Origin of the sequence: Collinsella aerofaciens, from assembly GCF_964283865.1 — a bacterium.
Lineage (GTDB): Bacteria > Actinomycetota > Coriobacteriia > Coriobacteriales > Coriobacteriaceae > Collinsella.
This window is the reverse complement of record NZ_CAXYLS010000003.1, coordinates 193,514-216,840: the sequence shown is the minus strand read 5'-3', so window position 1 is coordinate 216,840 and position 23,327 is coordinate 193,514. Positions and strand designations below refer to the sequence as shown.

Annotated in this window: 16 protein-coding genes and 2 tRNA genes; 17 read left to right on the top strand and 1 reads right to left on the bottom strand. The window is 57.8% G+C overall.

Translation table 11 applies throughout. The annotated features are described in order from the left end of the window. Nucleotides 1-232: 232 nt before the first annotated feature. The 4 genes from ACRX4W_RS03555 to ACRX4W_RS03540 all read left to right on the top strand — a co-directional run bounded on the left by ACRX4W_RS03555 (nucleotide 233) and on the right by ACRX4W_RS03540 (nucleotide 4,668). A tRNA-Arg gene (locus ACRX4W_RS03555) sits at nucleotides 233-309 on the top strand. 353 nt (nucleotides 310-662) lie between these two features. Beyond that, a complete protein-coding gene (locus ACRX4W_RS03550) occupies nucleotides 663-3,104 on the top strand; it encodes a tetratricopeptide repeat protein (RefSeq protein ID WP_432299210.1) in 2,442 nt (813 codons plus the stop codon). 322 nt (nucleotides 3,105-3,426) lie between these two features. Then, nucleotides 3,427-4,509 carry a DUF8462 domain-containing protein gene (locus ACRX4W_RS03545; RefSeq protein WP_432299208.1) on the top strand — a complete coding sequence of 361 codons (1,083 nt, stop codon included), beginning with the start codon at nucleotides 3,427-3,429 and terminating at the stop codon, nucleotides 4,507-4,509. Nucleotides 4,510-4,577: 68 nt separating this feature from the next. Continuing rightward, nucleotides 4,578-4,668, top strand: a tRNA-Ser gene (locus ACRX4W_RS03540). 130 nt (nucleotides 4,669-4,798) lie between these two features. Here ACRX4W_RS03540 and ACRX4W_RS03535 read toward each other — a convergent pair. Beyond that, nucleotides 4,799-6,139 (bottom strand): D-alanyl-D-alanine carboxypeptidase family protein, encoded by a 1,341-nt coding sequence (locus tag ACRX4W_RS03535; RefSeq protein WP_432299207.1) that lies wholly within the window; start codon nucleotides 6,137-6,139, stop codon nucleotides 4,799-4,801. A 197-nt stretch (nucleotides 6,140-6,336) separates the two neighbouring features. Between ACRX4W_RS03535 and ACRX4W_RS03530 the strand changes: the two genes are divergently transcribed. The 13 genes from ACRX4W_RS03530 (at nucleotide 6,337) to ACRX4W_RS03470 (ending at nucleotide 23,292) form a co-directional block, all read left to right on the top strand. After that, nucleotides 6,337-7,032, top strand: coding sequence for a response regulator transcription factor (locus ACRX4W_RS03530; protein ID WP_250786886.1), 696 nt, complete (start codon nucleotides 6,337-6,339; stop codon nucleotides 7,030-7,032). A gap of 25 nt (nucleotides 7,033-7,057) precedes the next feature. Beyond that, the gene (locus ACRX4W_RS03525; RefSeq protein ID WP_432299205.1) at nucleotides 7,058-8,296 is read left to right on the top strand and encodes a sensor histidine kinase; all 1,239 of its coding nucleotides are present in this window, start codon (nucleotides 7,058-7,060) and stop codon (nucleotides 8,294-8,296) included. Nucleotides 8,297-8,399: 103 nt separating this feature from the next. Then, complete coding sequence (pstB, locus tag ACRX4W_RS03520; protein ID WP_432299203.1) at nucleotides 8,400-9,275, top strand: phosphate ABC transporter ATP-binding protein PstB; 876 nt, start codon at nucleotides 8,400-8,402, stop codon at nucleotides 9,273-9,275. 64 nt (nucleotides 9,276-9,339) lie between these two features. Beyond that, entirely contained in the window at nucleotides 9,340-10,068 is a 729-nt protein-coding gene (locus ACRX4W_RS03515; RefSeq protein ID WP_055250507.1) for a response regulator transcription factor, read from the top strand. Between the two features lie 3 nt (nucleotides 10,069-10,071). Beyond that, on the top strand, nucleotides 10,072-11,496 hold the full coding sequence (locus ACRX4W_RS03510) for a sensor histidine kinase (protein WP_432299201.1): 1,425 nt from the start codon (nucleotides 10,072-10,074) through the stop codon (nucleotides 11,494-11,496). A 195-nt stretch (nucleotides 11,497-11,691) separates the two neighbouring features. After that, on the top strand, nucleotides 11,692-12,348 hold the full coding sequence (locus tag ACRX4W_RS03505; RefSeq protein WP_432299199.1) for a YveK family protein: 657 nt from the start codon (nucleotides 11,692-11,694) through the stop codon (nucleotides 12,346-12,348). A gap of 2 nt (nucleotides 12,349-12,350) precedes the next feature. Beyond that, nucleotides 12,351-13,088, top strand: coding sequence for a CpsD/CapB family tyrosine-protein kinase (locus tag ACRX4W_RS03500; RefSeq protein ID WP_117583801.1), 738 nt, complete (start codon nucleotides 12,351-12,353; stop codon nucleotides 13,086-13,088). A 17-nt stretch (nucleotides 13,089-13,105) separates the two neighbouring features. Then, on the top strand, nucleotides 13,106-13,756 hold the full coding sequence (locus tag ACRX4W_RS03495; protein WP_432299197.1) for a tyrosine-protein phosphatase: 651 nt from the start codon (nucleotides 13,106-13,108) through the stop codon (nucleotides 13,754-13,756). Nucleotides 13,757-13,794: 38 nt separating this feature from the next. Next, complete coding sequence (locus tag ACRX4W_RS03490; RefSeq protein WP_432299195.1) at nucleotides 13,795-14,295, top strand: GNAT family N-acetyltransferase; 501 nt, start codon at nucleotides 13,795-13,797, stop codon at nucleotides 14,293-14,295. Between the two features lie 202 nt (nucleotides 14,296-14,497). Further along, nucleotides 14,498-16,522 (top strand): molecular chaperone HtpG, encoded by a 2,025-nt coding sequence (gene htpG / locus ACRX4W_RS03485; RefSeq protein ID WP_432299193.1) that lies wholly within the window; start codon nucleotides 14,498-14,500, stop codon nucleotides 16,520-16,522. Between the two features lie 483 nt (nucleotides 16,523-17,005). After that, complete coding sequence (locus tag ACRX4W_RS03480; RefSeq protein WP_432299191.1) at nucleotides 17,006-19,780, top strand: YhgE/Pip domain-containing protein; 2,775 nt, start codon at nucleotides 17,006-17,008, stop codon at nucleotides 19,778-19,780. Then, nucleotides 19,781-21,970 (top strand): YhgE/Pip family protein, encoded by a 2,190-nt coding sequence (locus tag ACRX4W_RS03475; protein WP_432299189.1) that lies wholly within the window; start codon nucleotides 19,781-19,783, stop codon nucleotides 21,968-21,970. It abuts the gene before it with no gap. A gap of 338 nt (nucleotides 21,971-22,308) precedes the next feature. After that, on the top strand, nucleotides 22,309-23,292 hold the full coding sequence (locus ACRX4W_RS03470) for a DMT family transporter (protein ID WP_432299187.1): 984 nt from the start codon (nucleotides 22,309-22,311) through the stop codon (nucleotides 23,290-23,292). The last annotated feature ends 35 nt before the right edge of the window (nucleotides 23,293-23,327 follow it).

Here is a 23,327-nt window from a genome sequence, read left to right as displayed (position 1 = left end):
GGCGTTACCTCAGCTGGATAGAGGGTCTGACTACGAATCAGAACGTCATAGGTTCGAATCCTATACGCCGCACCAATTGACTTTAAAGCTCCCGGCAACGGGGGCTTTTCTTATATCGCGATGCGTCGAAGATCGCATCAGGTGGTCAAAATGAGTAAAAATCAAATTTGATAACTTTTTTCGAAAAATGCTTGACCTTTATTCAGTCGATGTGCATAATAATCAACAAGTCGCGGCGTTACCTCAGCTGGATAGAGGGTCTGACTACGAATCAGAACGTCATAGGTTCGAATCCTATACGCCGCACCATTTGAGATTAAAGCTCCCGGCGACGGGGGCTTTTCTTTTACGTAAGCACCGCATGGATTCGAACCTCGGTCGAGGCGCGGGCGTAAAGAAAACGCGGAGCGTTTTTAGCCCGCGGGCGAGCGCGCCGGCAGGCGGGCGAAGCCGGTGCGGATCCGCGCAGCGGATGCGCGGAATCCTATACGCCGCACCATTTGAGATTAAAGCTCCCGGCAACGGGGGCTTTTCTTTTGCGCTAGCTTGAGTGCTTTCGTCCAAAGGGACGATTTCCTGTCGACTCGTGTAAGATTCCGAGTAGATGTCGCGACTTATTCGCGACCACTCCTTCTTCAAGCGACCGATCAGGGTGATATTTCGTGGCAGAGCGTCCGACATACAAGCTCAGGTTTCTCGATCCCAAAAAGCGCTTTCCGGCGATGCCCGAGCAGCCTGCGGGACGCTCATATGGCGTGGTCTGGAAACTCTTTGGCGAGGATCAGCATGAATCTTGTTATGTCGTCGAATTCGTTGGCAAAAGTCATGTGTCGCTTTTGGGCTACGTAAGCGTTTCGGGTGAGGTGTACAAGGTGGACCGCCCCGTCAGCGAGGCTCCGCTGCCCAACGATCCCGACATGGAACTGGTCCTTGACGAGTCCAACCCCAGCATTGGCGAGATTACGGTGAGGGGCAGCGACGGCACCATGCGTCCCCAAGCACGAGTCAACGGCTCTCCCGAAGGTACCATGCGCGAGCAATCCGATCATGAGACGTGGAATTCGACTCGCAGCCTTCGCTACGGCGAGTTTATGGCCTCGATGTTTTTACGCTACGTGATATTTGCCGATTCCGAAAATGTTGCCGCAAGTACGCCAGACGCTGACAGGCTCGACGAAGGAATGAAAAATGCCGTCGACAAAATAAAGCTTGTAAAACTCTCCGAGCCGGTTGAGGTGCTTCTGGGCTTTGACTCCACGCCGCTCCCCGATGCCATCGAGACGTTGCTTTATCGCATCGACCACACAGATAATCCGAGTGGTATCGAGCGCTATGCCGCGGCCTTGATGGGCGAGGTCAACCTGCCGCGCCTGCGCACCATCGCGGCAAAGACCGAAATGAGCCTAGCGCGCATCGACCGCTCAAAGCTGTTCTATCTCAATTTTGATCGTAGCCTGCTGGACCAGGACGAGATTGACACGCTGCTTGCCATCGAGTGCCGTCTCAACCGCCTCTCCGGCATCCTCGAGCGCATCGGAGCTGGATTAGGCCCCGCGGCCTCGTCTCCAAGCCTTGAGGGCTGCGCGCTCTTTGATTTGTGGCTTATCGCCAAGACGACCAACGATGTTCCGCGTCTGCTCGAAACACTGTCGAACGACAACCCGTGGGCAAAACCTGGCACGGTCGCGTGCCAGCCGGGCGGAGAGTGGGACGTGCGTACCCGCTTCGCGCGTATTGTCGAGGCGCTTAACGTGGTCACACGGCTCGACTATACCTATCGGGCAAACGTTGCCGAGGGGATTATGCTCGTTCGGTTTGGGCGCTCTGTTGTGGATGCCATGCCACAACGTGAATACGATGCCCAGGATGACGTCTGGCGCGAGTTGGACGAGGACGTGCGCGCGATTTGGGCCGCCGAGCACGACGCGCGCGTGGCACTCACGCTGGCGGCGGCTTGCTTTGCCGCAGGTGCCTGCATTACGCGCTGCTACGTTCAGATTGCGGCTCCCGACGGCGAGCAGGGCGAGCGCGTTATTGCAACATATTCCTTTGGGCGTGCGGCCTATCTGGCCAATTGCGTGCCTGTCGCCAAGGATCTCGAGAGCATGGATATGGACGATATGCCGTGCAAGCGCATGCTTGAGGCATATGAGTCAGACGCGCCGGATGCGATCGAGCCCGCTGAGGTTCACGCTCGCCCGCGTGACGACCACCGTTCGCTGCCGCCGGCGTTGCGCGACTTGCTGCTTGCCGATACGGCTGATGAGCTTGAGGTCATGGAGAAGGACGATGACCCGTATGTGGCGCGCGTCATTGAGTTGCGCGAGCAGGCAAAAGTCGACCGTACAGGTGCTTTTGAAGGCTTTTCCCGTCTTGTCGAGGAGTTGGAGGCCAAGTGCGCCGTCGCCGAGCTTTTGGCGACAGGTCCGGTTCAAACGCAGTTTTGCGATAACCAGCTGGTGCGCATGGTGCTACCGGTGTTGGAAGAAGACCGCTCTGTGCGAATCCTTCGTGCGCCCGATGCGCTGTACTTTGCCCAGCACGAGATCTGCAGCTTTTACGCCGAGCAAGAGGACTTTGAACGAGCGCTGCCCGAGGTGCGCCATCTTTACGATCTGGCGCGCTCGTCCATGCAATCGCACTTTGCGCTCATTAACGTGCTTGCACGTCTGGAACGCTTTGACGAGATTATCGAGGTGGCGCGCCACGGCCTACGTATTGCCAGCGATCGTTCTGCAATCGGCTACCTGTTCTATCGCCTGGCGTTTGCCTATTGGAATTGCGATCAGCTCGACCTGGCGCTGGCTTGTTACCGTCTGGTGCCGCGCGGTGAGGAATCGGGCAGCAGCGCGCTGGAAGAAATGCAGGGCCTTATGAACGAGATGGGCGTCCGCGAGCCTCCGACGTTCGAGGAAGCGGTCGAGACCATCCGCAAGGCTGGACTCGAGCTGCCGCCAGTGTCCGCCGTGACGAATCAGCTGGCAGATGCCGCTGTGCAACTGGTCGACAACGGCTTCTTTTTCCTGGCACGCGGTTGCATCTTCCAAATGTGGCGCACCATGGGCAACGATGAGCTCGGCTCCCTTAACCGCTCGCTGGGGTAGGCGCGGCATAGAAGGGCTGGACCGCGCTTGTCATCCCATTTGCTCACCATGCCGACAAAACGAAGGGGCTACTGCTACCGGCGGTACCGGGAACATTTGCGTATAGATAAGGTATAACGAATTAAGTCGTAACGAATTAAAGTACGAATTACTGTATCGAGCAGGTTGTCGACAAATTGAATGGAGCTATTTGTATTGGCTCAGGTGGGTGGCTCCAGCAGGACCGGTAAGGTCAAAAGCGGCTAGGTCTGCTAAACCTGTTAAACTCTGCTAAAGTTGCTAAACTTTGTTAAAGTTGTTAAAACTAGCGGAGGAGGGTCGAATGTCGAAAGCCATTAATCCCTTTAAGCCAACGGCGGGCATGAATCCGCCTGAGCTTATCGGACGTGACGCTGTTTTGGATGATTTTGCCGAGGCCCTTGAGAATGGTCCTGGTGCTCCCGATCGACTCATGCGCATCTCGGGCGTCCGAGGCACAGGGAAAACGGTGCTTCTCAATGCATTGGGTGATCTTGCACGAAAAAAAGGATTCGAGGTTGTTGACGTCGCCTCGAATGCCGGTTTCTGCAGTAGAATCCTCGAGGCTCTACAGCGAAATGTTCGTCTTGAGTCAATGTCGATTTCCCCATCAATTCTAGGAGTCAGCCTTGGCTCCGTTGAGGTATCGAAGTCGGCATCTCATCTGGGCGAGGCAATGTACGATGCCGCGAAGCGCGGAGGTCTGCTCATTACGCTCGACGAGATTCAGGATGCCTCAACTGAGGAAATGCGCGAGCTGGGCAATGAGATGCAGCTTTTGATTCGCCAAGGGGCGAATGTCGCTTTTGCATTCGCTGGCTTGCCAACATCGGTGGATGGCGTGGTGGTTGATGATACCCTTACGTTCCTTCAGCGGGCAAAACATATCGAACTCACTCGTCTCTCCGATTTTGAAGTCGGCGGATCGTTTGAGGATACAATGAGACGAGCGGGCAAGGAGCTCGATGAAGACGCCGCTGAGCTATTAACAAAGGCTTCAGCAGGCTATCCCTTTATGGTCCAGTTGGTCGGATATTACGCTTGGCAGGTTGCTGCGCGCAGCGGGGCGGAGAGCGTGAACGAAGGGTCTGCGCGTAAGGGTATTCAAGCGGCTCTTGATAGCTTTAATGCTATGGTGATTGCCCCGGCGCTGCGCAGGGTTTCAGAGCGACAGTTTCAGTATCTCGCGGCAATGGCTCAATGTGAGGGCGATGAGATTGCCAACGGTGATATCGCCAAAAAGATGGGGCTGCCGGCGAACAAGGTCGGCTCGTATCGTAAACGTCTCATCGATGCGGGGTTGATTGAGCCTGCGGGCTATGGCTGTGTTTCGTTTGCAATTCCGTATATGCGCGACTATTTGTTGGAGGCGGTGCGGGAAAGGTAAAAATGGAATCGCTCCAAATTCCCCCTTGCCCATCCTCGACTGTTTGGTTACTATAGAACGGCTGTTACGGAGAGCTGACCGAGAGGCCGAAGGTGCTCGCCTGCTAAGCGAGTATGCCCCAAAAGGGCATCTGGGGTTCGAATCCCCAGCTCTCCGCCAGTATGAATTGAAAGAAGGGTCCCATTTGGGGCCCTTTTTTGTGCGGAGAAAGGAGGCTGGGGATTCGAACCCTCAAAAAAAGAGGCATCCTTTCGGACGCCTCCTTTCAGTGGGCTGATTATTCTGCGCTCTACACCTCAGGAGCCTTGGCGACGGTCTCGCTCTCTGCCGCAAGTGGGCGGTTGTCGATGCGGCGGCCCAAGCGGTCGAGCTTCACAAGGAGCCATTCAATGGGATTCGGCCCTGTGCCTTCCTCGTCGGCAACTAGGTCCATGACGGCGATCTTGGTGCCGTCCTGCTTGAGCGTAACGCTGCCCACCTTGTCGCCCACATGCACCGTGCCCGAAAGATCGTCGTAGCTAACCTTTTCGGTCACCTCGCCGGCAAGGGAAAACACGGTCGCTTGCGCCGTAGGATCGGCGAGTGTGGCGTCGATCGTCTTGTCCGTCCAGTCGGTTTGGCTAACGCGCGCCATAAGCGGGTTGCCGTTGGCGGTCTTTTCCTGCGTGTTGGCGATCGCGACCGTGGCCTTGTGGCCGTAGTACCAATTGGCAAGGGTTGCGGTATCGGTAAAGCGCTGGTCGGTGGTGGTGGAGTTCAAAACAACGGTGTAGATCTCGTCGCCATCGCGGTTGTAGGCGCTCGTAAAGCAATAGCCTGCATCGTCGGTGGTGCCGGTCTTGCCACCGATGTTGCCATCTTGGCCCAGCAAATAGTTATGCGTGTCCATGGAATGCGAATGGTCGGTGCCGTCGGCGCCCGTGACCTCGATCCAGGAATCCTCGCTCGCTACGACCTCGCGGATCGTGTCGTTTTTCATGGCCTCCTGCATCATCAGCGCTACGTCGTGTGCGGTTGAGTGCATATCGCCAGCCCACTCATCAAAGTCCAGACCATGCGGGTTTTCAAAAAGCGTGCCGGTGCAGCCGAGTTTCTTGGCACGCTCGTTCATGGCCTTCACAAATGTGGCCTCGGCGTCTTTGGTCTTAGGGTCGATTTTCTTGCCCACATATTCGGCGAGCACGATGGCGGCGTCGTTGCCCGAGGGAATCATCAGGCCGCGCAGTGCCTGCTCCACGGTAAGCTCGTCGCCTTCGAGTAAGCCGGCGGTCGAATTACCCACGGTGGCTGCGGTGTTGCTCACCGTGACCTTCTCGTCCATCTTGCAATTCTCGACGGTTAGGATTGCGGTCATGACCTTGGTGATCGAGGCAATCTTGACCTGCTCATCGGCATCGCGCCCATAGTAGACGGTGCCGTCTTTGCCCATGACGAGGGCATTGGTCGCATCGATATCGGGCAGGTTTTCGGCCGTGATACCGCGCGCATCGGCGGTTTTGCCGCAAACATTGTCGGTCGTGAGCACTTGGGCGCCGGCGACGGTGGGCGCGCCAGCGGCAAGGGCGATAGCGCAGACAAAGCCGGCGGCAAGCTGGGCTGAGCGCTTTGCAAAAGAGGTGAGGGACTTCACGGATTTCGCTTTCGACGGGATGGTCTCTTCTGGAACTAGAGTATATCGTTTGCCGGCGTCGGCGATCATCGCGTGCGTGCGTGGCCCACATCCGCTCCCGAACGGGCACAAGGGTGCTTAAGGCCGACTTAATCACCCACGCTTGTTGTGTGTGGCGTGCGTCGCCTCGGGCATAATGGAGCGCGAGAGGAGCACGCATGAACGAGCGCATACTGGTAGTTGATGACGAGAAGGCCATCGCCGACTTGGTTGGTATCTACCTTACAAAAGAGGGCTTTGATGTCCAGATTGCCTATAGCGGGGCCGATGCCGCCAAGGCAATCTTGGAGCAGGAGTTCGATCTGGCGCTGCTGGATGTCATGCTGCCCGATATCGATGGCTTTGAGCTGCTGCGTACGATCCGTTCCAGCCATACCTATCCTGTGATCATGCTGACGGCGCGCGATGCCCAGCAAGACAAGATCGAGGGCCTTTCGCTTGGCGCGGACGATTACGTGGTTAAGCCGTTCCGTCCGCTGGAGCTCATCGCGCGCGTGCACGCTCAGCTTCGCCGCTACACCAGCTACGGTAGCCGTGCACAGGCGGCCGAGTCGCCGACCATTCAGCTCGACGGCTTGGAGATCAACCGCGACGCTCGTTCCGTGACGGTGGACGGTGCACCGGTACGCCTCACACCCACCGAGTATTCAATCTTGCTGTATCTGGTCGAGCATCGCGGCAGCGTGGTGGCCGTGGAGGACCTGTTCCGCGCGGTGTGGAACGAGGACTTTATGCCCGGCTCCAACAATACGGTGATGGTGCACATTCGCCACTTGCGCGAAAAGATCGGCGACGACGCACAAAAGCCGCGCTTTATCAAAAACGTCTGGGGCGTCGGCTACATAATCGAATAACGCTTTTGATGGTGGGGGAGTAGATATGACAAAAGACGATAGGCGGGCATTCGAGGTACCCGATCGACTCTTTGAATACGTAAGGGCGGTCGTTGACAACCGTGCGTTAGCGACGGTGCTGCTCTTTTTGCTGAGTCTGCTGCTCATCGGCATTGACAATATCGTTGGCATCCTGGCAGTTCTACTCATTGGCTTTTTGCTGATTGATCGATTCGAAATCGTTCGCCGCTGTGTGGTGATCGGCGGCGCCGCGTGGACAATTACGTTGACGATCGGGTCCATGGCGCTTGGCGGTATTGGCGAGCCCGTATTCTTTGACGCCGGCTTTGTGTTCAACATGCTTGGATTTGTGCTGGCGCTTGCCGTGTGCGTCCTGTTCTTCTGCGGACGCGCCCTGTACTACCAGGGTTACGAGCAGGGCGAGCTGCACGCCGACCGCGTGATTGCCGCCCGCATTCAGGACCGTCTGATCGATAACCCCGACACATGGGACAACATTGACGGCGACTTCCTCGAGGTCGAGGGCGCGCTCAACCGGGCGCGCGATTGCGAGCGTAGGGTTCAACAAGCCCTGCGTGACGAATCCCACCGCAAAGATGGCCTGGTGACGTACCTGGCGCACGACCTGCGCACGCCGCTCGCCAGCGTGGTGGGCTACCTTTCGCTCTTGCAGGAGGCCCCCGATTTGCCGCTTGAGCAGCGCACACGTTTTACGGGCGTGGCACTCGACAAGGCCCACCGGCTCGATGCGCTCATCGAGGAGTTCTTCGACATCACGCGCTTTGATTTCCACGATATCGTGCTCACGCGCGGCTATGTTGATCTGGGGTTGCTGCTGGCTCAGGTGGCTGACGAGTTCTATCCCATCCTCAACGAGCAGCATAAGGAAGCCCAGGTTGATATTCGCGAGGACCTGACGGTGCTCGTGGATGGCGATAAGATGGCCCGCGTGTTTAACAACATCATGAAAAACGCCGTCGCCTATAGCTATGAGGGCTCGACTATCACGATTGAGGCCAGGCGCCAAGACGATGGCGGCGTGCGCGTGCGCTTTATCAATCAGGGCGATCCTATCCCTGCGGCTAAGCTCAAGGTGATCTTTGAGAAGTTCTATCGCCTGGATGCGGCGCGTGCGACCAATCGCGGTGGTGCCGGTTTGGGCCTTGCTATTGCCAAGGAGATCATCGCGGCACACGGCGGTACCGTTGCAAGTGAATCGACGCCCGAACACACGATATTCACCATCGAGCTGCCCGCCGCATAGCTAGCGTGCCCTTACAAACACTTGACAATGTGCTCACGTGCGTATGAGCCGCGATTCCTACTATTGATACTGCTGAATTGATATCGATATGGAGGTGTGCGGTATGACGGCTGCTGCGGCTGCGGAGCCCACGGAGCTTGAAGAACTCATGGAAGCGCAGGCCGAGGCCGCGCATGAGCGCGAGGTTGGGGATGCGACTCGCCCCACGGCAGAGGATCTTGCCGCCTCGCCGACGCGCATCGATGTCGAGGGCATCGACCTGTTCTATGGCGATCACCATGCGCTCAAGGACGTGAATATCAAGATCCGCGACAAGCAGATCACTTCGTTCATCGGGCCTTCGGGCTGCGGAAAGTCCACGTTGCTGCGCTGCTTTAACCGCATGAACGACGGCATCAAGGATTGCCGCATCGAGGGCAAGATTGCGCTCGATGGTCAAGATATCCTGGGCGATTACGACATCTGCCGTTTGCGCCAGCGCGTGGGCATGGTGTTCCAGCGCCCCAACCCGTTTCCCATGAGCATCTACGACAACGTCGCCTACGGTCCGCGCGGTATGGGTGTGCGCGACCGCGTCATGCTCGATGAGCTGGTCGAGGACTCCCTTCGTCGCGCTGCGCTATGGGATGAGGTCAAGGACAAGCTCAAAGAGTCGGGCCTGGGTCTTTCGGGTGGACAGCAGCAGCGCCTGTGCATCGCCCGCGCACTTGCCGTGCAGCCCGACATTCTGCTGATGGACGAGCCGACCTCGGCACTCGACCCTGTGTCGACGTTGGTGGTGGAGCAGCTGGCCTGCGAGCTCAAGGAGACCTGCACGCTGGTGGTCGTGACGCACAACATGCAGCAGGCCGCGCGTATTTCCGATTCGGTTGCGTTCTTTTTGCTGGGTGAGCTGGTGGAGCACGCGCCCACCGCGCAACTCTTCAAGAATCCGTCCGATCCGCGCACCGCGGATTATTTGACGGGGCGTTTTGGCTGACGCTGTCTTTTGCAGGTGCCTTTAGGGTTAAGATGCGGTCATATCGGCCGCAAAGGGGTTCAACATGATCTATTACGTCGAGGACGATGACAACATCAGGGATTTGACAGTCTACGCGCTGCGCAAGCAGGGAATCGAGGCCGAGGGCTTTTCGTGCGATGGCGAGTTTAAAGCTGCCGTGGCGCGACGGGTGCCCGATGCTGTGCTGCTCGATATCATGCTGCCCGACACCGATGGCTTGGCGATTATGCGTCGCCTGCGTGCCGATCGCCTGACGGCGACGGTGCCCATCATGATGCTTACCGCCAAGGACACCGAACTCGACAAGGTGATGGCGCTCGATGGCGGTGCCGACGATTACCTGACTAAGCCGTTTTCGCTCATGGAGCTTGCGAGCCGTTGCCGCGCACTGCTGCGTCGCGGCGGCATGGTCAAGCAGGCGAGCGATGTGCTCAGCGTGGGCGATATCGTACTTTCGCCCAGCCACCGCGAAGTGACTGTTGCCGGTGAACCGCTCAAGCTCACGCTGCGCGAATTCGACCTGCTCGAGTACCTCATGCGCAAACCTGGCGTGGTCTTTACCCGCGAGTCGCTGCTGCAGAGCGTATGGGGCTGGGACTTCGACGGCGGTTCGCGCACCGTCGACGTACATGTGCAGACGCTCCGCCAAAAGCTCGGCGAGCATGCGAGCGCCATAGAGACCGTGCGCGGCGTGGGCTATCGTCTGGCCGAGCCTTCGGCCGGTGATGGTGCCGAAGGTGACGACACCGCGTCCACTGCATCGGAGGAGTAACCCGTGGTCTTCGCCCCCCAGGGAAAACAAACGTTGTCGCACCGCGTTTTTGTGACGATCTTTGTTTGCGCCATGGCGGTTATCGTGGCGTTTACGGTGCTGGGTGCGTTCTTTGTGCAAAACACCTTGGCGGATGCCACGAGTGCCAATCTGGCGCAGGAAACCGAGCTCATTGCTGCCGCCCTCGACGAGCAGCAGGAGCCCATCCCGTTCTTGCGTAGCCTCGATCGCGAGGACTTACGCATCACGCTGATTAACAAGGATGGATCGGTTGCCTACGACAACGAGGCGTCGCCTTCCGCACTGCCCAACCATGGTGATCGCCCCGAGGTCATCGAGGCCTTTGAGAGTGGTTTGGGTTCCGCGGAGCGCGCAAGCTCTACGCTCGACGAGATTATGCTGTATCGCGCCGTCACCCTTGATAACGGCCAGGTCGTTCGCTTGGCGCAGGCCCAGCCTGGCGTTGCGGCGATTTTGCTGTCGATGCTGGCGCCGATGCTGCTTATCGCAGCAGCGGGTGCAGTACTCTCGTTTTTTATGGCGCGCCGTGAGTCCCGTGCCATCATCGCGCCGTTGCAAGAGGTGGATTTGGATCACCCGCGTCGTAGCTATGAGCACGCCTATGCCGAGATGGTCCCCATGCTTGAGCGTATCGAGTCGCAGCGCCAGGAACTCAAGCGCCAAATGGCGGTGCTAGCGGACAACGACCGTATGCGCCGCGAGTTCACGGCGAATATCACCCATGAACTCAAGACGCCGCTTACGGCGATTTCGGGCTATGCCGAGCTCATCGCAAACGGCATGGTCGAGGGCGAGGACGACCTACGCAACTTTGGCGGTCGCATCTATCGTGAGGCGGGCCGCTTGGCAGCGCTTGTCAACGATATCCTTACGCTGTCTAACTTGGACGAGGCCGAGCGTGCAACTGAGGGCGAGGCGGTGCCCATTGGGTCCACGGAGCCTATTGAGCTCTCGCGTGCCATCTACACGGTTGAGCAGCGTCTTGAACAGGTCGCCCGTCAGGCGAATGTGACGATAAGTCATGAGACCAAGCCTGTGGTCATCGAAGGCGTGTCGCGCTTGATCGACGAGCTCATCTATAATCTGGCAAGCAACGCCATCCGCTACAATCGACCCGGCGGTACGGTTACGTTGCAGTGCGGCACCAACGACGAAGGCCATCCGTTCCTCGCTGTTGCCGACACGGGAATCGGTATCGCGCCTGAAGAACAGGGCAAGGTATTTGAGCGGTTCTATCGCGTGGACAAGAGTAGGTCTAAGGCACGCGGCGGAACCGGCCTGGGGCTTGCCATTGTCAAACATGCGGCCCTGTATCATCACGCCGCGCTCGATCTGTCGAGCGAGTTGGGCGTGGGAACCACCATTACGGTGACGTTTCCCATACAGCAGGACGAGCCATTCGCATAGCGATACAACATAGATATTGATATAGACGCCGCATTTGACTTTCGGGTGCGGCGTTGTTGTGCAATTTTACGATTGCTTCCGACATTTTTACAGGAGAGCCTGTTTCTTATGTATAGAGTTTGGTCTCGGTAAAAAGATGCGATAACATACGGACAGTTTTGTCAATCCGAACTGGGGAAATGAAAGGCAAGCTGCATGACCCTTCTCGAACTGTTCCAGCTGCTGAAGAAGCACCTCAAGCTGGTCATCACCCTTCCGGTGGTCTGCGCGATCGCCATGGGCATCGTGTCCTTCGTTGCGATGGACAACACCTACACCGCGACGACGAGCATGTACATTCTCGCCAAGACCGACGATAGCGGTCAGATGAGCTACAACGATCTCTCGGCGAGCCAGATGCTTTCCAACGATATCGCCACGCTGCTGGATAGCAATAGCGTTAAGAGCGGCGCCGCCAAAGAACTGGGCCTTACCGATCTGGATGACTACAAGGTGTCTGTTTCCTCCGAGACCACCACGCGTGTCATTACGCTTTCGGTTACCGGCACCGATGCCAAGGAGACGGCTGAGGTCGCAAAGGCCATTGCCAGCTCGGTGAGTACGGTCGCTCAGAACGTCGGCGCTGCCCAGAGCATCAACGTTATCGACGAGGCTAAGACCCCCGAAGCCCCCAGCGGCCCCAAGCGCACGCTGTATATTGCCGTCGCGTTCCTCGCCGGTATCTTTATCGCAGTTGCCTATGTCGTTTTGGCAGACATGCTCAATACCCGCATCCGCGGTGCCGAAGAGGCAGAAGAGCTCCTGGGTATTCCCGTTGTTGGCCGAATTCCGGCTATGAAAGGTGGTAAATAGGCATGGCTAAGGCAAAGAACACCGATAAGCTCGTTGTGCAGAATGCCGCCAAGACCCTTCTGGCCAACATCCGCTTTGCGAGCGTGGATGACCCCATTCGCACCATTACCGTTACCTCCTCGATTCCCAACGAGGGCAAGTCTACGGTTTCCATTAACCTTGCTCAGGCAATCGCCACGAGCGGCAAGAGTGTCCTGCTGGTCGAGGCTGATATGCGTCGCAGGTCCCTTGCCGATATGCTCGGCGTCCGCTCCCGCGGCGGACTCTATGCAGTCCTGTCCGAGCAGGTTTCTATCGACCAGGCGATTGTTGAGACGGGTCAGAAGAACTTCTACTTCCTCGATGCCGAGCCGCACATTCCCAATCCTGCCGACATCATCGTCTCCCATCGCTTTGCCAAGCTGGTAAAGGCACTGTCCGCCAAGTTCCAGTACGTCATCTTCGATGCTCCCCCGGTCGGCACCTTCATCGATGCTGCCGAGATTGCCAGCCTGACCGACGGCGCGCTGTTCGTGGTGCGCGAGAACTTTACCAAGCGCGAAGAGGCGCTCAACGCCATCGGTCAGCTTAAGAAGTCCGAGAAGGTCAAGCTCATCGGTACCGTCATGAATTACTGTGAGACCGAGACCAGCGAGTACTACTATTCTTACTACACCAAGGACGGTAAGAAGGTTAAGAAGGGCTCCGACAATCAGGGGACTTCCAAAAAGGGCATCTTCACCAACCGAGCAAACGTTTAGTTGATTAAGGCTGACCTATGCGTGACATTCATTGCCATATCTTGCCGGGTGTAGACGACGGCGCCGCCGATCTCGATGAGAGCTTGGCGATGCTCGAGGCTGCCAAGCGGGCCGGTGTAACCAGAATCGTTTGCACTCCTCACTGCCGTGATCCCTATTTTGATTACGACAAGATGTGGGATGCCTTTGAGCTGCTGCGTGATAACGCTGACGGTTTTCCGCTCCAGATGGGCTTCGAGGTCAACCATCGAAAGCTCGTTGAGCTTGGTATCGATGCCGCGGAGCACCTGCATTTCGATGGGACCAACGAGTTTCTGCTCGAGTTTTCGACGCATGCCGATGCGTATGCGTTTAGAGAGTACGAGAACACGATTTACGATTTGCAGTGCCGTGGCTACCAGGTGATCATCGCTCATCCTGAGCGCTATCGTGCGGTTCAAAAGGATGTAAGCGTGGCGGAGCGCCTGGTCGATATGGGCTGCAAGCTGCAAGCTTCGGCGGACTTTATTGCCGGCGGTCGCTTTGGTCGCGAGAAAAAGCCGGCACAGCGCCTGTTCGATCAGAACCTGTACAGCTTCATCGCGAGCGATGCCCATAACGTGGGTCATTACGATTGCCTGGCGAAGGCTCGCGCGAAGTTTAGCGTGCGCGGAGCTCATTTTCGCTAAAATCTGTCCCTAACGTTCGCATTGAATGAAAGGGCAGCATGGATATCCAACTTAAGACGGGATGCTTTGATGACGCGGCGTTGGTGCGCCGCGTCGTTTTTATGGACGAGCAGGGCTACGAGAATGAGTTCGACGCTATCGACGAGGATCCGAACTGCATTCATGTGACGCTCTATGTAGACGGCGAGCTTGCCGGTTGCTCGCGCGTGTTTCCCGAAGAGCTTGAGCGCGCGGCTGACGCAGGGGCTCCGGTGTCGCCGGCGTGCGACTTGGACGAAAGCGTCGCGGCGGGGGAGACCTACATTATGGGGCGCGTGGCTGTGCTGCCGAGCATGCGCCGTCGCGGTCTGGCGAGCAAGATTGTCGAGGCCAGTGATACGTGCGCGCGTGATGCCGGCGCCAAGCTCATTAAGCTGCATGCGCAGGAATACGTGCTGCCGCTCTATGCCAAGGCGGGCTACACGCAGATTGCCCCGGTGGACTACGAAGACGAGGGCCAGCCCCATGCTTGGATGGCCAAGCGCGTAGATGGCAGATAGGGACGTTCCTTTCCTGCCGGCAGTCGGGGACACTCCTTGGCAATTGGCGTATCAGAGCGTTTGGACATACAGTTTTTCGATTCCGTATGTATATATGCGCGCTAATGGGTTATAAAATCTAAGTCTGGACATAGCAGGTCTGCGATGCGGCTCGGGCAACCGGGCCGTTTTTGCGGACGGGGGTAGCGCGAAAGGACTGCACATGCGTCAATTTAAGACCGAGAGCAAAAAACTGCTCGACCTCATGATCAACTCCATCTACACCAATAAGGAAATCTTCCTGCGCGAGCTTATCTCCAACGCGAGCGATGCCGTCGACAAGCTCAACTTTAAGAGCCTTCAGGATCCGAGTGTCAAACTCGACCAGGGCGACCTGGCCATTCGTGTCTCCTTTGATAAGGACGCCCGCACCATTACCATCTCGGATAACGGCATTGGCATGACCGCCGAGGAGCTCGAGCGCAATCTGGGCACCATCGCCCATTCCGGCTCCGAGGAGTTTAAGACCGAGAACGCCGAGCAACAGGGCTCCGATGTCGACATCATCGGCCAGTTTGGCGTGGGCTTCTACTCCGCCTTTATGGTCGCCAGCCACGTGAAGGTCGTCAGCCGCGCTTATGGCGAGGACACCGCCCACGTTTGGGAGTCCGACGGTCTTGAGGGCTACACCATCGAGGATGGCGAGCGTGCTGAGCACGGTACCGATGTCATCCTGACGCTGCGCGAGAACGAGAAGCTCGACGCCGACGGCGAGGCCGAGACCTACGATCGCTTCCTGACCGAGTGGGGCCTCAAGAGCCTGATTCAGCAGTACAGCAACTATGTGCGCTACCCGATTCAGATGATGGTGAGCAAGAGCCGCCAGAAACCCAAGCCCGAGGACGCCGGCGACGACTACAAGCCCGAGTACGAGGACTACCAGGAGCTCGAGACCATCAACTCCATGACGCCGATTTGGAAAAAGCGCAGCTCCGACGTTGAGCAGAAGGATTACAACGAGTTCTACAAGTCCACGTTCCACGACTTTGACGATCCCGCGCGCACTATCAGCTTCCATGCCGAGGGTACGCTTGAGTACGATGCGCTGCTGTTTGTGCCGGGCCGCGCCCCGTTCGATCTGTACAGCAAGGACTACAAGAAGGGCCTGGCGCTCTACAGCTCCAACGTGCTGATTATGGAGAAGTGCGACGACCTGCTGCCCGACTACTACAACTTTGTCCGCGGCGTCGTGGATTCTGCCGACGTGTCGCTCAACATCTCGCGTGAGACGCTGCAGCAGAACCGTCAGCTCAAGGCCATCGCCAAGCGCGTGGAGAAGAAGATTACCGCCGATCTTGAGGATATGCGCGACAACGACCGCGAGGCCTACGAGAAGTTCTTTGAGAACTTTGGCCGCGGTCTTAAGTACGGCATCTACTCGAGCTATGGCATGAAGGCCGATGAGCTCGCCGACCTGCTACTGTTCTGGTCTGCCAAGGAGCAGAAGATGATTACCCTGGCCGAGTATGCCAAGGGCATGCCCGGGGATCAGAAGGCCATCTACTACGCCGCCGGCGACTCGCGTGAGCGCTTGGCCAAGATGCCCGTGGTAAAGGGTGTGCTCGACCGCGGCTATGACGTGCTGTTGCTGACGCAGGATGTGGATGAGTTCACGTTCCAGGCTATGCGTGAGTACGTTGCCGCCGATATGCCTAAGATCTACGAGGACGACGCCGCCCGCGAGGCTGCCGAGAAGGCCGTTGCCGACGGTGCCGAGCCCGAGGTCGAGGATCGTCACCTGGAGCTCAAGAACGTCGCGACTGGCGATCTTGATCTGGCGACCGAGGACGAGAAGAAGGAGGCCGAGGACGCCACCAAGGAAAACGAGGACCTCTTTAGCGCTATGAAGGAGGCGCTCGGTGACAAGGTCGAGAAAGTTGCCGTCTCCGCGCGCCTGACCGATGCCCCCGCTTGCATCACCACCGAGGGTCCGCTTTCGCTCGAGATGGAGAAGGTGCTCCAGAAGGGACCCGAGGGCGCGCCCGACGGCATGCCCAAGAGCCAGCGCGTGCTCGAGCTCAACGCCAAGCACCCGGTCTTTGACAAGCTTGTCGCTGCCCAGAAGGCAGGTGACGCCGACAAGATCAAGCAGTACTCCGGCCTGCTCTACGATCAGGCCCTGCTGGTCGAGGGTATCCTCCCCGAGGACCCCGTTGCCTTCGCGGCGGCTGTTTGCAACTTGATGTAGTTAAGTAGTTACGCCTTTGGGTCCGCCGTTCTAACGAACCTATTGGTTCCGTCGTTCTAACGAACGACGGACCGGTCGACGCTGCAAACGCCCCTAAGCGGCAATCTGACGTTCAATCGTCGGTCGCGTACCAAAGTACGCTTCCCTCCTCTTTCACGTCACCTTGCTCGCTCAGGGGCGTTTTCGCTGACTTATGCTCAACCTGCGACGCTTTCGTGGCCCTAAGTAGTCATCGGGGACGTTCTTGTTTGACTAGTCGTTTAAGAACGTTCCCAATGACTATTCGGATTGCTAATTTGTGCGGGCTGTGGTTTTGTGACCTGCTGAAATTAAAGATACTGTACAACTGTACACTAACTCATCTTCGTAGTATATTGCTACCCGCAAAACTCAGCACCATTGTGCCGCGAGGCACTAAAGCGCCTACGTACAATGGTTGTCGATAGTACGATTCGATTCAACGACAGGATGGATGGTCCAAGCGTGAGTCTCGGCAGCAAACTATCCGATGCAAAGGTCTCCTTTGCGATATTCAAGCGCGACATTAAGCGACTGCTTGTGAACCCCGTCGCCTTGGTGGTTACCCTGGGCGTGTGCGTTATCCCCTCGCTGTATGCCTGGTACAACATCGTGGCCAACTGGGATCCGTATGGAAACACCCAGGGCATTAAAATCGCTATCGCCAACAACGATCAGGGCACCCAGAACGACCTAGTGGGCGAGCTTAATGCGGGCGATAAGGTGGTCGATCAGCTCAAGGAAAACGATCAGCTGGGCTGGACCTTCGTCGATTCGGCCGCCGATGCCAAAGAGGGCGTCGAGAGCGGGGAATACTACGCGGCGATCGTAATCCCCAAGAACTTCTCCGACAATCTGGTCTCGATGCTCGACGGCAACTACCATCAGCCGAAGCTCACCTATTACGTCAACGAGAAAAAGAGCGCCATTGCGCCCAAGGTCACCGATACCGGTGCCAACACCATCGAGGAGCAGATCAACTCGGAGTTTGTCTCCACGGTGGGCGAGACCGTAGCGGGCATCGCCAAGGATGCCGGCATCGACCTTAAAGACAAGGCAACCCAGACCCAGGATTCGCTGGCGGACTCGGTGTCCGAGGCGTCTGATACCCTGGGCGAAGTACGTGATTCCATCGGCGACATGAACACCGCCATCGACAAGACAAGCAGCTCGATTGCTTCGGCCGATGCTGCGCTGGCGGGCCTGCAGGGGCAGGCGCCTTCGCTAACGCAGGCAATCGCTCAGGGTAATAATCTGCTGGGCGAGGCTCGCGCCACGGCGGGCAACTCTATCACCTCGCTCTCCAAGGCACTCTCGGAAGGTAGCCTTGCACTCACCAAGACGTCAGCCTCCGCGAACGCTGCGATTGGCAAGCTAACGGGTACGGTCACATCTACGACCACCCGCATCGACAACTCGCTCGAGTCTCTCCAGGCGACGATCGATCACAATAAGGCCGTTATCGGGCACTTGGAGATTCTCGTTAATGACACGTCGACAGGTTCCGAGGAAATTGACGCGCGCATTGTATCGACCATCGATTCGCTTCGCGAGCAAAACCAGAAGCTGCAGAGCATCAAGGATGGCCTTTCTGCACAGTCTAGCGCCATGGCAAACGACGCTACGGCAATCTCGAACGCGAGCAACGCACTCAACGCGGCAATTCAGACCGGTACGGCTAGCCTCGGTCAGGCTCAGACCGATCTGGGTCAGAACGCACTTCCGAAGGCTTCGAGCGCGCTTGACTCCTTTGCCGCCGTTTCGGGCGATTTGACCGGCATTGTGTCGGGTATGACCCCCACGATAGCGAGCGCGCGCGGCACGCTGGCGCAGCTCGACGCCACGCTCAAGCAGGCAAAGACCACGCTGTCCCAAACCGACGCCTCCCTTGCCAAGGTTCAGGACAAGCTCGCGACCGCCGCCAATGACATTGCGGCGCTGCAGACCTCTGAGTCTATGGGCGAGTTAGCCGACCTCATGGACGTCGACGTCAATGACGTGGCAGATTTCATGGCATCTCCGGTTGAGCTGACGTCCAAGTCAATCTATCCGGTCAAGAGCTTTGGCTCGGGCATCGCGCCCTTCTACACCAATCTGGCGCTGTGGGTAGGCGGCTATGTGCTCATCGCTATCTATAAACTCGAGGTCGACCGCGAGGGCATCGGTAGCTTTACGGCGCGTCAGGGCTACTTTGGCCGCTGGCTGCTGCTGGTGATCCTGGGCGCGTTCCAGGCCATTATCGTTACGGTGGGCGACCTGGTCATTGGCGTTCAGTGCGTCAATCCGCTGCTCTTTGTACTGGGCGGCATCGCTATTTCGTTCACCTACGTCAACATCATCTATGCGCTGTCCACCACGTTTAAGCATATCGGTAAAGCCATTGGCGTCATCCTCGTCATTGTGCAGATCCCCGGCTCGTCGGGCATGTATCCCATCGAGATGATGCCCGGCTTCTTCCAATGGCTGCATCCGCTGCTGCCCTTCACTTATGGCATCAACCTGCTGCGCGAGACCGTCGGTGGCATGTATTCGTTCAACTACCTGTTCAACCTGTGCGTCCTGGGCGTGTTCCTTGCCATCGCGCTCTTTATCGGTCTGCAGCTGCGCCCGTTGCTGCTCAACCTCAATCTGCTCTTTGATAAGCAGCTTTCCACGACGGGCCTAATGATCTGCGAGTCCAACGACCTACCGCGCCAGCGCTATTCGCTGCGCACGGCCATGCGCGTCATGCTCGATTCGGATTCGTACCGTCGCGAGCTGCTCGATCATGCCGTGGCGTTTGAGCATCGCTACCCGTACTACATCAAGGGCGGTTTTGCCGCCGTGGTAGGCGTGCAGGTTCTGCTCTTTGTGCTTTCGACGGTGCTCGATATCGACAATAACGGCAAGATCATCCTGCTCGTTATCTGGATCATTTCGGTTATCGCCATCTGCGGCTGGCTCATCAACATCGAATACATCCGTGCGAGCCTCAATACCCAGATGCGTATCTCGGCGCTTTCGGACGAGGACCTTCGCCGCGAGATGCGCGAGCACACGGCGGCGATCCCTGCCGCCCGTTGCATGTTTGGTCTCAACGCCAGCGAGCGTGGCGCCAAGGGAGGCGAACAGCCTACGAGCCGTCTGCCGCATATCGGTGCGCATCGTAAGGCTCAAGATGCCGACGGCGCTGACAACGTAAACGGAAACGACGGGGACACCACCCCGCTTGGCAAGCACTCTAAAGGAGGTGAGGCATAAATGAAAAACATCCTGCACCTGTTTAAGCGCGATGTCCAAAACGTGTCTCGCTCCGTGATCGGCATGGTCGTCGTGATGGGCCTGATCATCGTGCCATGTCTCTATGCATGGTTTAACATCGCCGGAAGCTGGGATCCCTACGGCAATACCGGCAACCTTAAGATTGCAGTGGTCAACACCGATGAGGGTTACGAGAGCGATCTGATTCCCGTCGAGGTCAACGTGGGCGAAAACGTAACCGCCACCCTGCGCGGCAACGAGAACTTCGACTGGGTCGTCCTCAACGACCGCGATAAGGCGATTGAGGGCGTTAAGTCGGGCGCGTACTACGCTGCCGTCGTTATCCCTAAAACGTTTAGCGCCGACATGATGACGCTTTTCTCGACCGAGGTGAAGCACGCCGATATCGAGTTCTATGAGAACCAGAAGGCCAACGCCATCGCACAGATCGTGACTGAAAAGGGTTCGAGCGCCGTCCAGAGTCAGGTCAACGAGACCTTTACCAAGACCATCACGACCATCGGCCTTAAGACCGTGTCCAGCCTGCTCGACTATATGAGTACCGACCAGGTGAGCAACTTTATCGCCAATCTGTCCTCGACGCTGGGCGATTCGGTCGAGGACCTGCAGGACGTTCAGACGAGTGCGACGTCGCTCGCGGGCATTTTGAGCTCCACGTCCGATTCACTGACATCGGCGGGCGGCATGCTCAAGCAGACGGGCACCGTTGATGAGTCGACGAAGCAGCTGATGGAGCACGCCAAGAGCGGCATCAATGATTCCAAGGAAGCGCTCAAGGCCGCCAACGATGCCGTTGACGCGGCGATTGACGGAAGCGCGGGCTCGTTCGACAACGTGTCCGCCGAGCTTGCGAAGGCATTCGATGCCGCGAATCAGCATGTTGACCTTACGGTGTCTCAGCTCAACGAAGCCGCAGCGGCGCTCAATACGCGTGCTGACGATATCGATGCGATGGCCGATCAGCTCCGCAACCTTGCCGACCAGGTGAGTGATGACAAGCTCAAAGACGGTCTCGAGTCCGCTGCGACGTCGCTGGGCAGAATTGCCGTGGAGTACCGCAACAATGCGAAGGACCTGACGGCGACCGCAAAGTCCCTTTCGGACGGCATGGCGGAGGTCAACAACTCGCGTGCCGAGGTCGACCAGGCCATCGCCGATGCCAAGGCGGGTATCTCGGGAGCCAAGTCCGACTACGATTCCACGTTCTCGGTTAAGGCCAAGGAGCTCAAGAAGACCATCTCGGGCGTTCTGGATTCCCTGAACGGTATCTCGGGTGACTTGGATAGCGCCGTGAGCGGTCTGACCGACGCCTCTGGCTCGCTCGCAAAGGGTCTGTCCAAAGCCGCAAAGCTCGTCAACAAGGCTTCTGACCAACTGGGTGAGGCGTCGGACAAGATTAGCGCTTTCAAGGACGAGCTCGACGGTGCTCTTATGTCGGACGATCTGGCCACGATCAAGACGATGATCGGCAACGATCCCGAGGGTCTGGCCGTGTCGCTTTCTGGCCCCGTTGCGCTCGATCGCAAGCCGGTCTATCCGATCCGCAACTACGGTTCGGCCATGGCGCCGTTCTACACGATTTTGTCGCTGTGGGTGGGCTCGATTGTTCTGGCGGCCATGATGAAGGTCTCGGTTGACGATGAGCTTATCAACGAGCTCATCCCCGTACGCCTGCACGAGATCTATCTGGGCCGTTACCTGTTCTTTGGCGGTTTGGCCCTGCTGCAGGCAACGCTCGTGTGCGCGGGCGACATTCTGTTCTTTGGCATTCAGTGCGACAACCCGCTGCAGTTTGTGCTGGCGGGCTGGGTCGCGAGTCTCGTGTTCTCCAATATCGTCTACACGCTCACGGTTTCGTTTGGCGATATCGGCAAGGCGCTCGCTGTCGTGCTGTTGGTCATGCAGGTCGGCGGTTCAGGCGGTACGTTCCCCATCGAGATGACCGGCCCCGTGTTCCAGGCGATTTACCCGTTCCTGCCGTTTACCCACGGCATCAACGCCATGCACGCCGCCATGGCTGGCGCCTACCATATGGAGTACTGGGTTGAGCTGGGTATCTTGGCGAGCTATCTGATTCCGTCGCTGGCCCTGGGCGTCATCTTCCGCCGTCCGGTCATCAAAGCCAACGACTGGATCATCGAAAAGCTGGAATCAACAAAGCTTATCTAGTACAGCAACGTTAACGCCGATGCAGCGCTAATGCCAGCGAGCGAGCCGCATTTGCGCCAAGGTGACGTGAAATGAAAGGGCACTGACCTTCTGGTCGCGCCCTTGAAATTGAACGTTAGATTGGCGTGAATGCGGCTCGCGCAGCGTCGGCCGGTCCGCCGTTCGGTAGAACGGCGGAACAAAATGCTTTAGTGGGCTGGATTGCGATGCAACACCGGTTGTTGCTACAGTAGCGGGGCGTACCGGGGGTCCGGTGCGCCCCGTTTTATTTGACCATGAGGCGGCACGCGGCCATGCACGTGCGGACACCACGCCCAGACTGAGCGCGAGGATGCCCTATGGCCCAGAATGCCGTTGATGAAATCGAAAACATGCCCGATAGCCCTGTAGCGCGCGAAGACCTGGGTGCCGGCGGCACCTCCCGCGGCGCCGGCGCGCGTTCGCCGTTGTTCTGGAAGGTCTTGCTGCTTTCGGTGGCGGTCATCTGGGGCTATTCCTTTACCACCATGAAAGATGCGCTCGATACCGTTCCGGTGTTCGAGCTGGTCTACGTTCGCTTTCTCCCGGCTTCGCTGGTTATGTTCGCCATCTTCCGTAAACGCATCATCGCACACTTTAATGCTCGCAACCTTATCGTCGGGCTGGGCATGGGTGCGCTCATGTGGGGAGCATACGGACTGCAGACGATTGGCCTGGCACAGACCACGGCAGGCAAGAGTGCATTTTTGACGGGCACGTACTGTATCCTTGTGCCGTTTGCCAGCTATGTCCTGAGCGGCGAAAAGCTCACTCGCTATAACCTGGGTGCGGCACTGCTGTGCCTGGCGGGCATTGGCCTGGTGGCACTCGATAGCGTCGAGTTCAATATCGGCGATGCCATTACGCTGGGCGGCGCGGTCTTCTTCGCCATCCAGATGGAGGTGACCGCCAAGTACGGTCGCAAAATGGACATCAACGTCATCACGTTTTGGATGTTTGTGGGCAATGGCATCCTAAGCCTGGTCTCGTCGCTGCTATTCGAGACCCAGGCGCCTCTGTCCGTGTGGACGCCGAATTTTATCTGTGTGATGGCGTTTCTCTCGGTGGGCTGCACATGCGTGGCTCTGCTCATCCAAAACGTCGGCCTGGCGCATGTCCCGGCTTCGACGGGCTCGCTGCTCCTTTCGATGGAATCGCCTTCGGGCGTGTTGTTTTCGGTGCTGCTGATGGGGGAGGCGCTCACCTCGCGCCTGCTCGCCGGCTTTGTGCTTATCTTCCTGTCGATTATCTTGAGCGAGACTCACTTCGATTTTTTGCGTCGAAAGCCGCGCTCGCAATTGTAAACAACTTGTTGCGCCGCCCTCCTGGGGCGGCGTTT

Bases quoted from the DNA above. Each gene is read 5' to 3' on its own strand.
- ACRX4W_RS03505 (WP_432299199.1), top strand. From the start codon at position 11,692: ATGACCCTTCTCGAACTGTTCCAGCTGCTGAAGAAGCACCTCAAGCTG.
- ACRX4W_RS03495 (WP_432299197.1), top strand. From the start codon at position 13,106: ATGCGTGACATTCATTGCCATATCTTGCCGGGTGTAGACGACGGCGCC.
- htpG (WP_432299193.1), top strand. From the start codon at position 14,498: ATGCGTCAATTTAAGACCGAGAGCAAAAAACTGCTCGACCTCATGATC.
- ACRX4W_RS03500 (WP_117583801.1), top strand. From the start codon at position 12,351: ATGGCTAAGGCAAAGAACACCGATAAGCTCGTTGTGCAGAATGCCGCC.
- ACRX4W_RS03545 (WP_432299208.1), top strand. From the start codon at position 3,427: ATGTCGAAAGCCATTAATCCCTTTAAGCCAACGGCGGGCATGAATCCG.
- ACRX4W_RS03470 (WP_432299187.1), top strand. From the start codon at position 22,309: ATGGCCCAGAATGCCGTTGATGAAATCGAAAACATGCCCGATAGCCCT.
- ACRX4W_RS03530 (WP_250786886.1), top strand. From the start codon at position 6,337: ATGAACGAGCGCATACTGGTAGTTGATGACGAGAAGGCCATCGCCGAC.
- ACRX4W_RS03515 (WP_055250507.1), top strand. From the start codon at position 9,340: ATGATCTATTACGTCGAGGACGATGACAACATCAGGGATTTGACAGTC.
- ACRX4W_RS03475 (WP_432299189.1), top strand. From the start codon at position 19,781: ATGAAAAACATCCTGCACCTGTTTAAGCGCGATGTCCAAAACGTGTCT.
- ACRX4W_RS03490 (WP_432299195.1), top strand. From the start codon at position 13,795: ATGGATATCCAACTTAAGACGGGATGCTTTGATGACGCGGCGTTGGTG.
- ACRX4W_RS03525 (WP_432299205.1), top strand. From the start codon at position 7,058: ATGACAAAAGACGATAGGCGGGCATTCGAGGTACCCGATCGACTCTTT.
- pstB (WP_432299203.1), top strand. From the start codon at position 8,400: ATGACGGCTGCTGCGGCTGCGGAGCCCACGGAGCTTGAAGAACTCATG.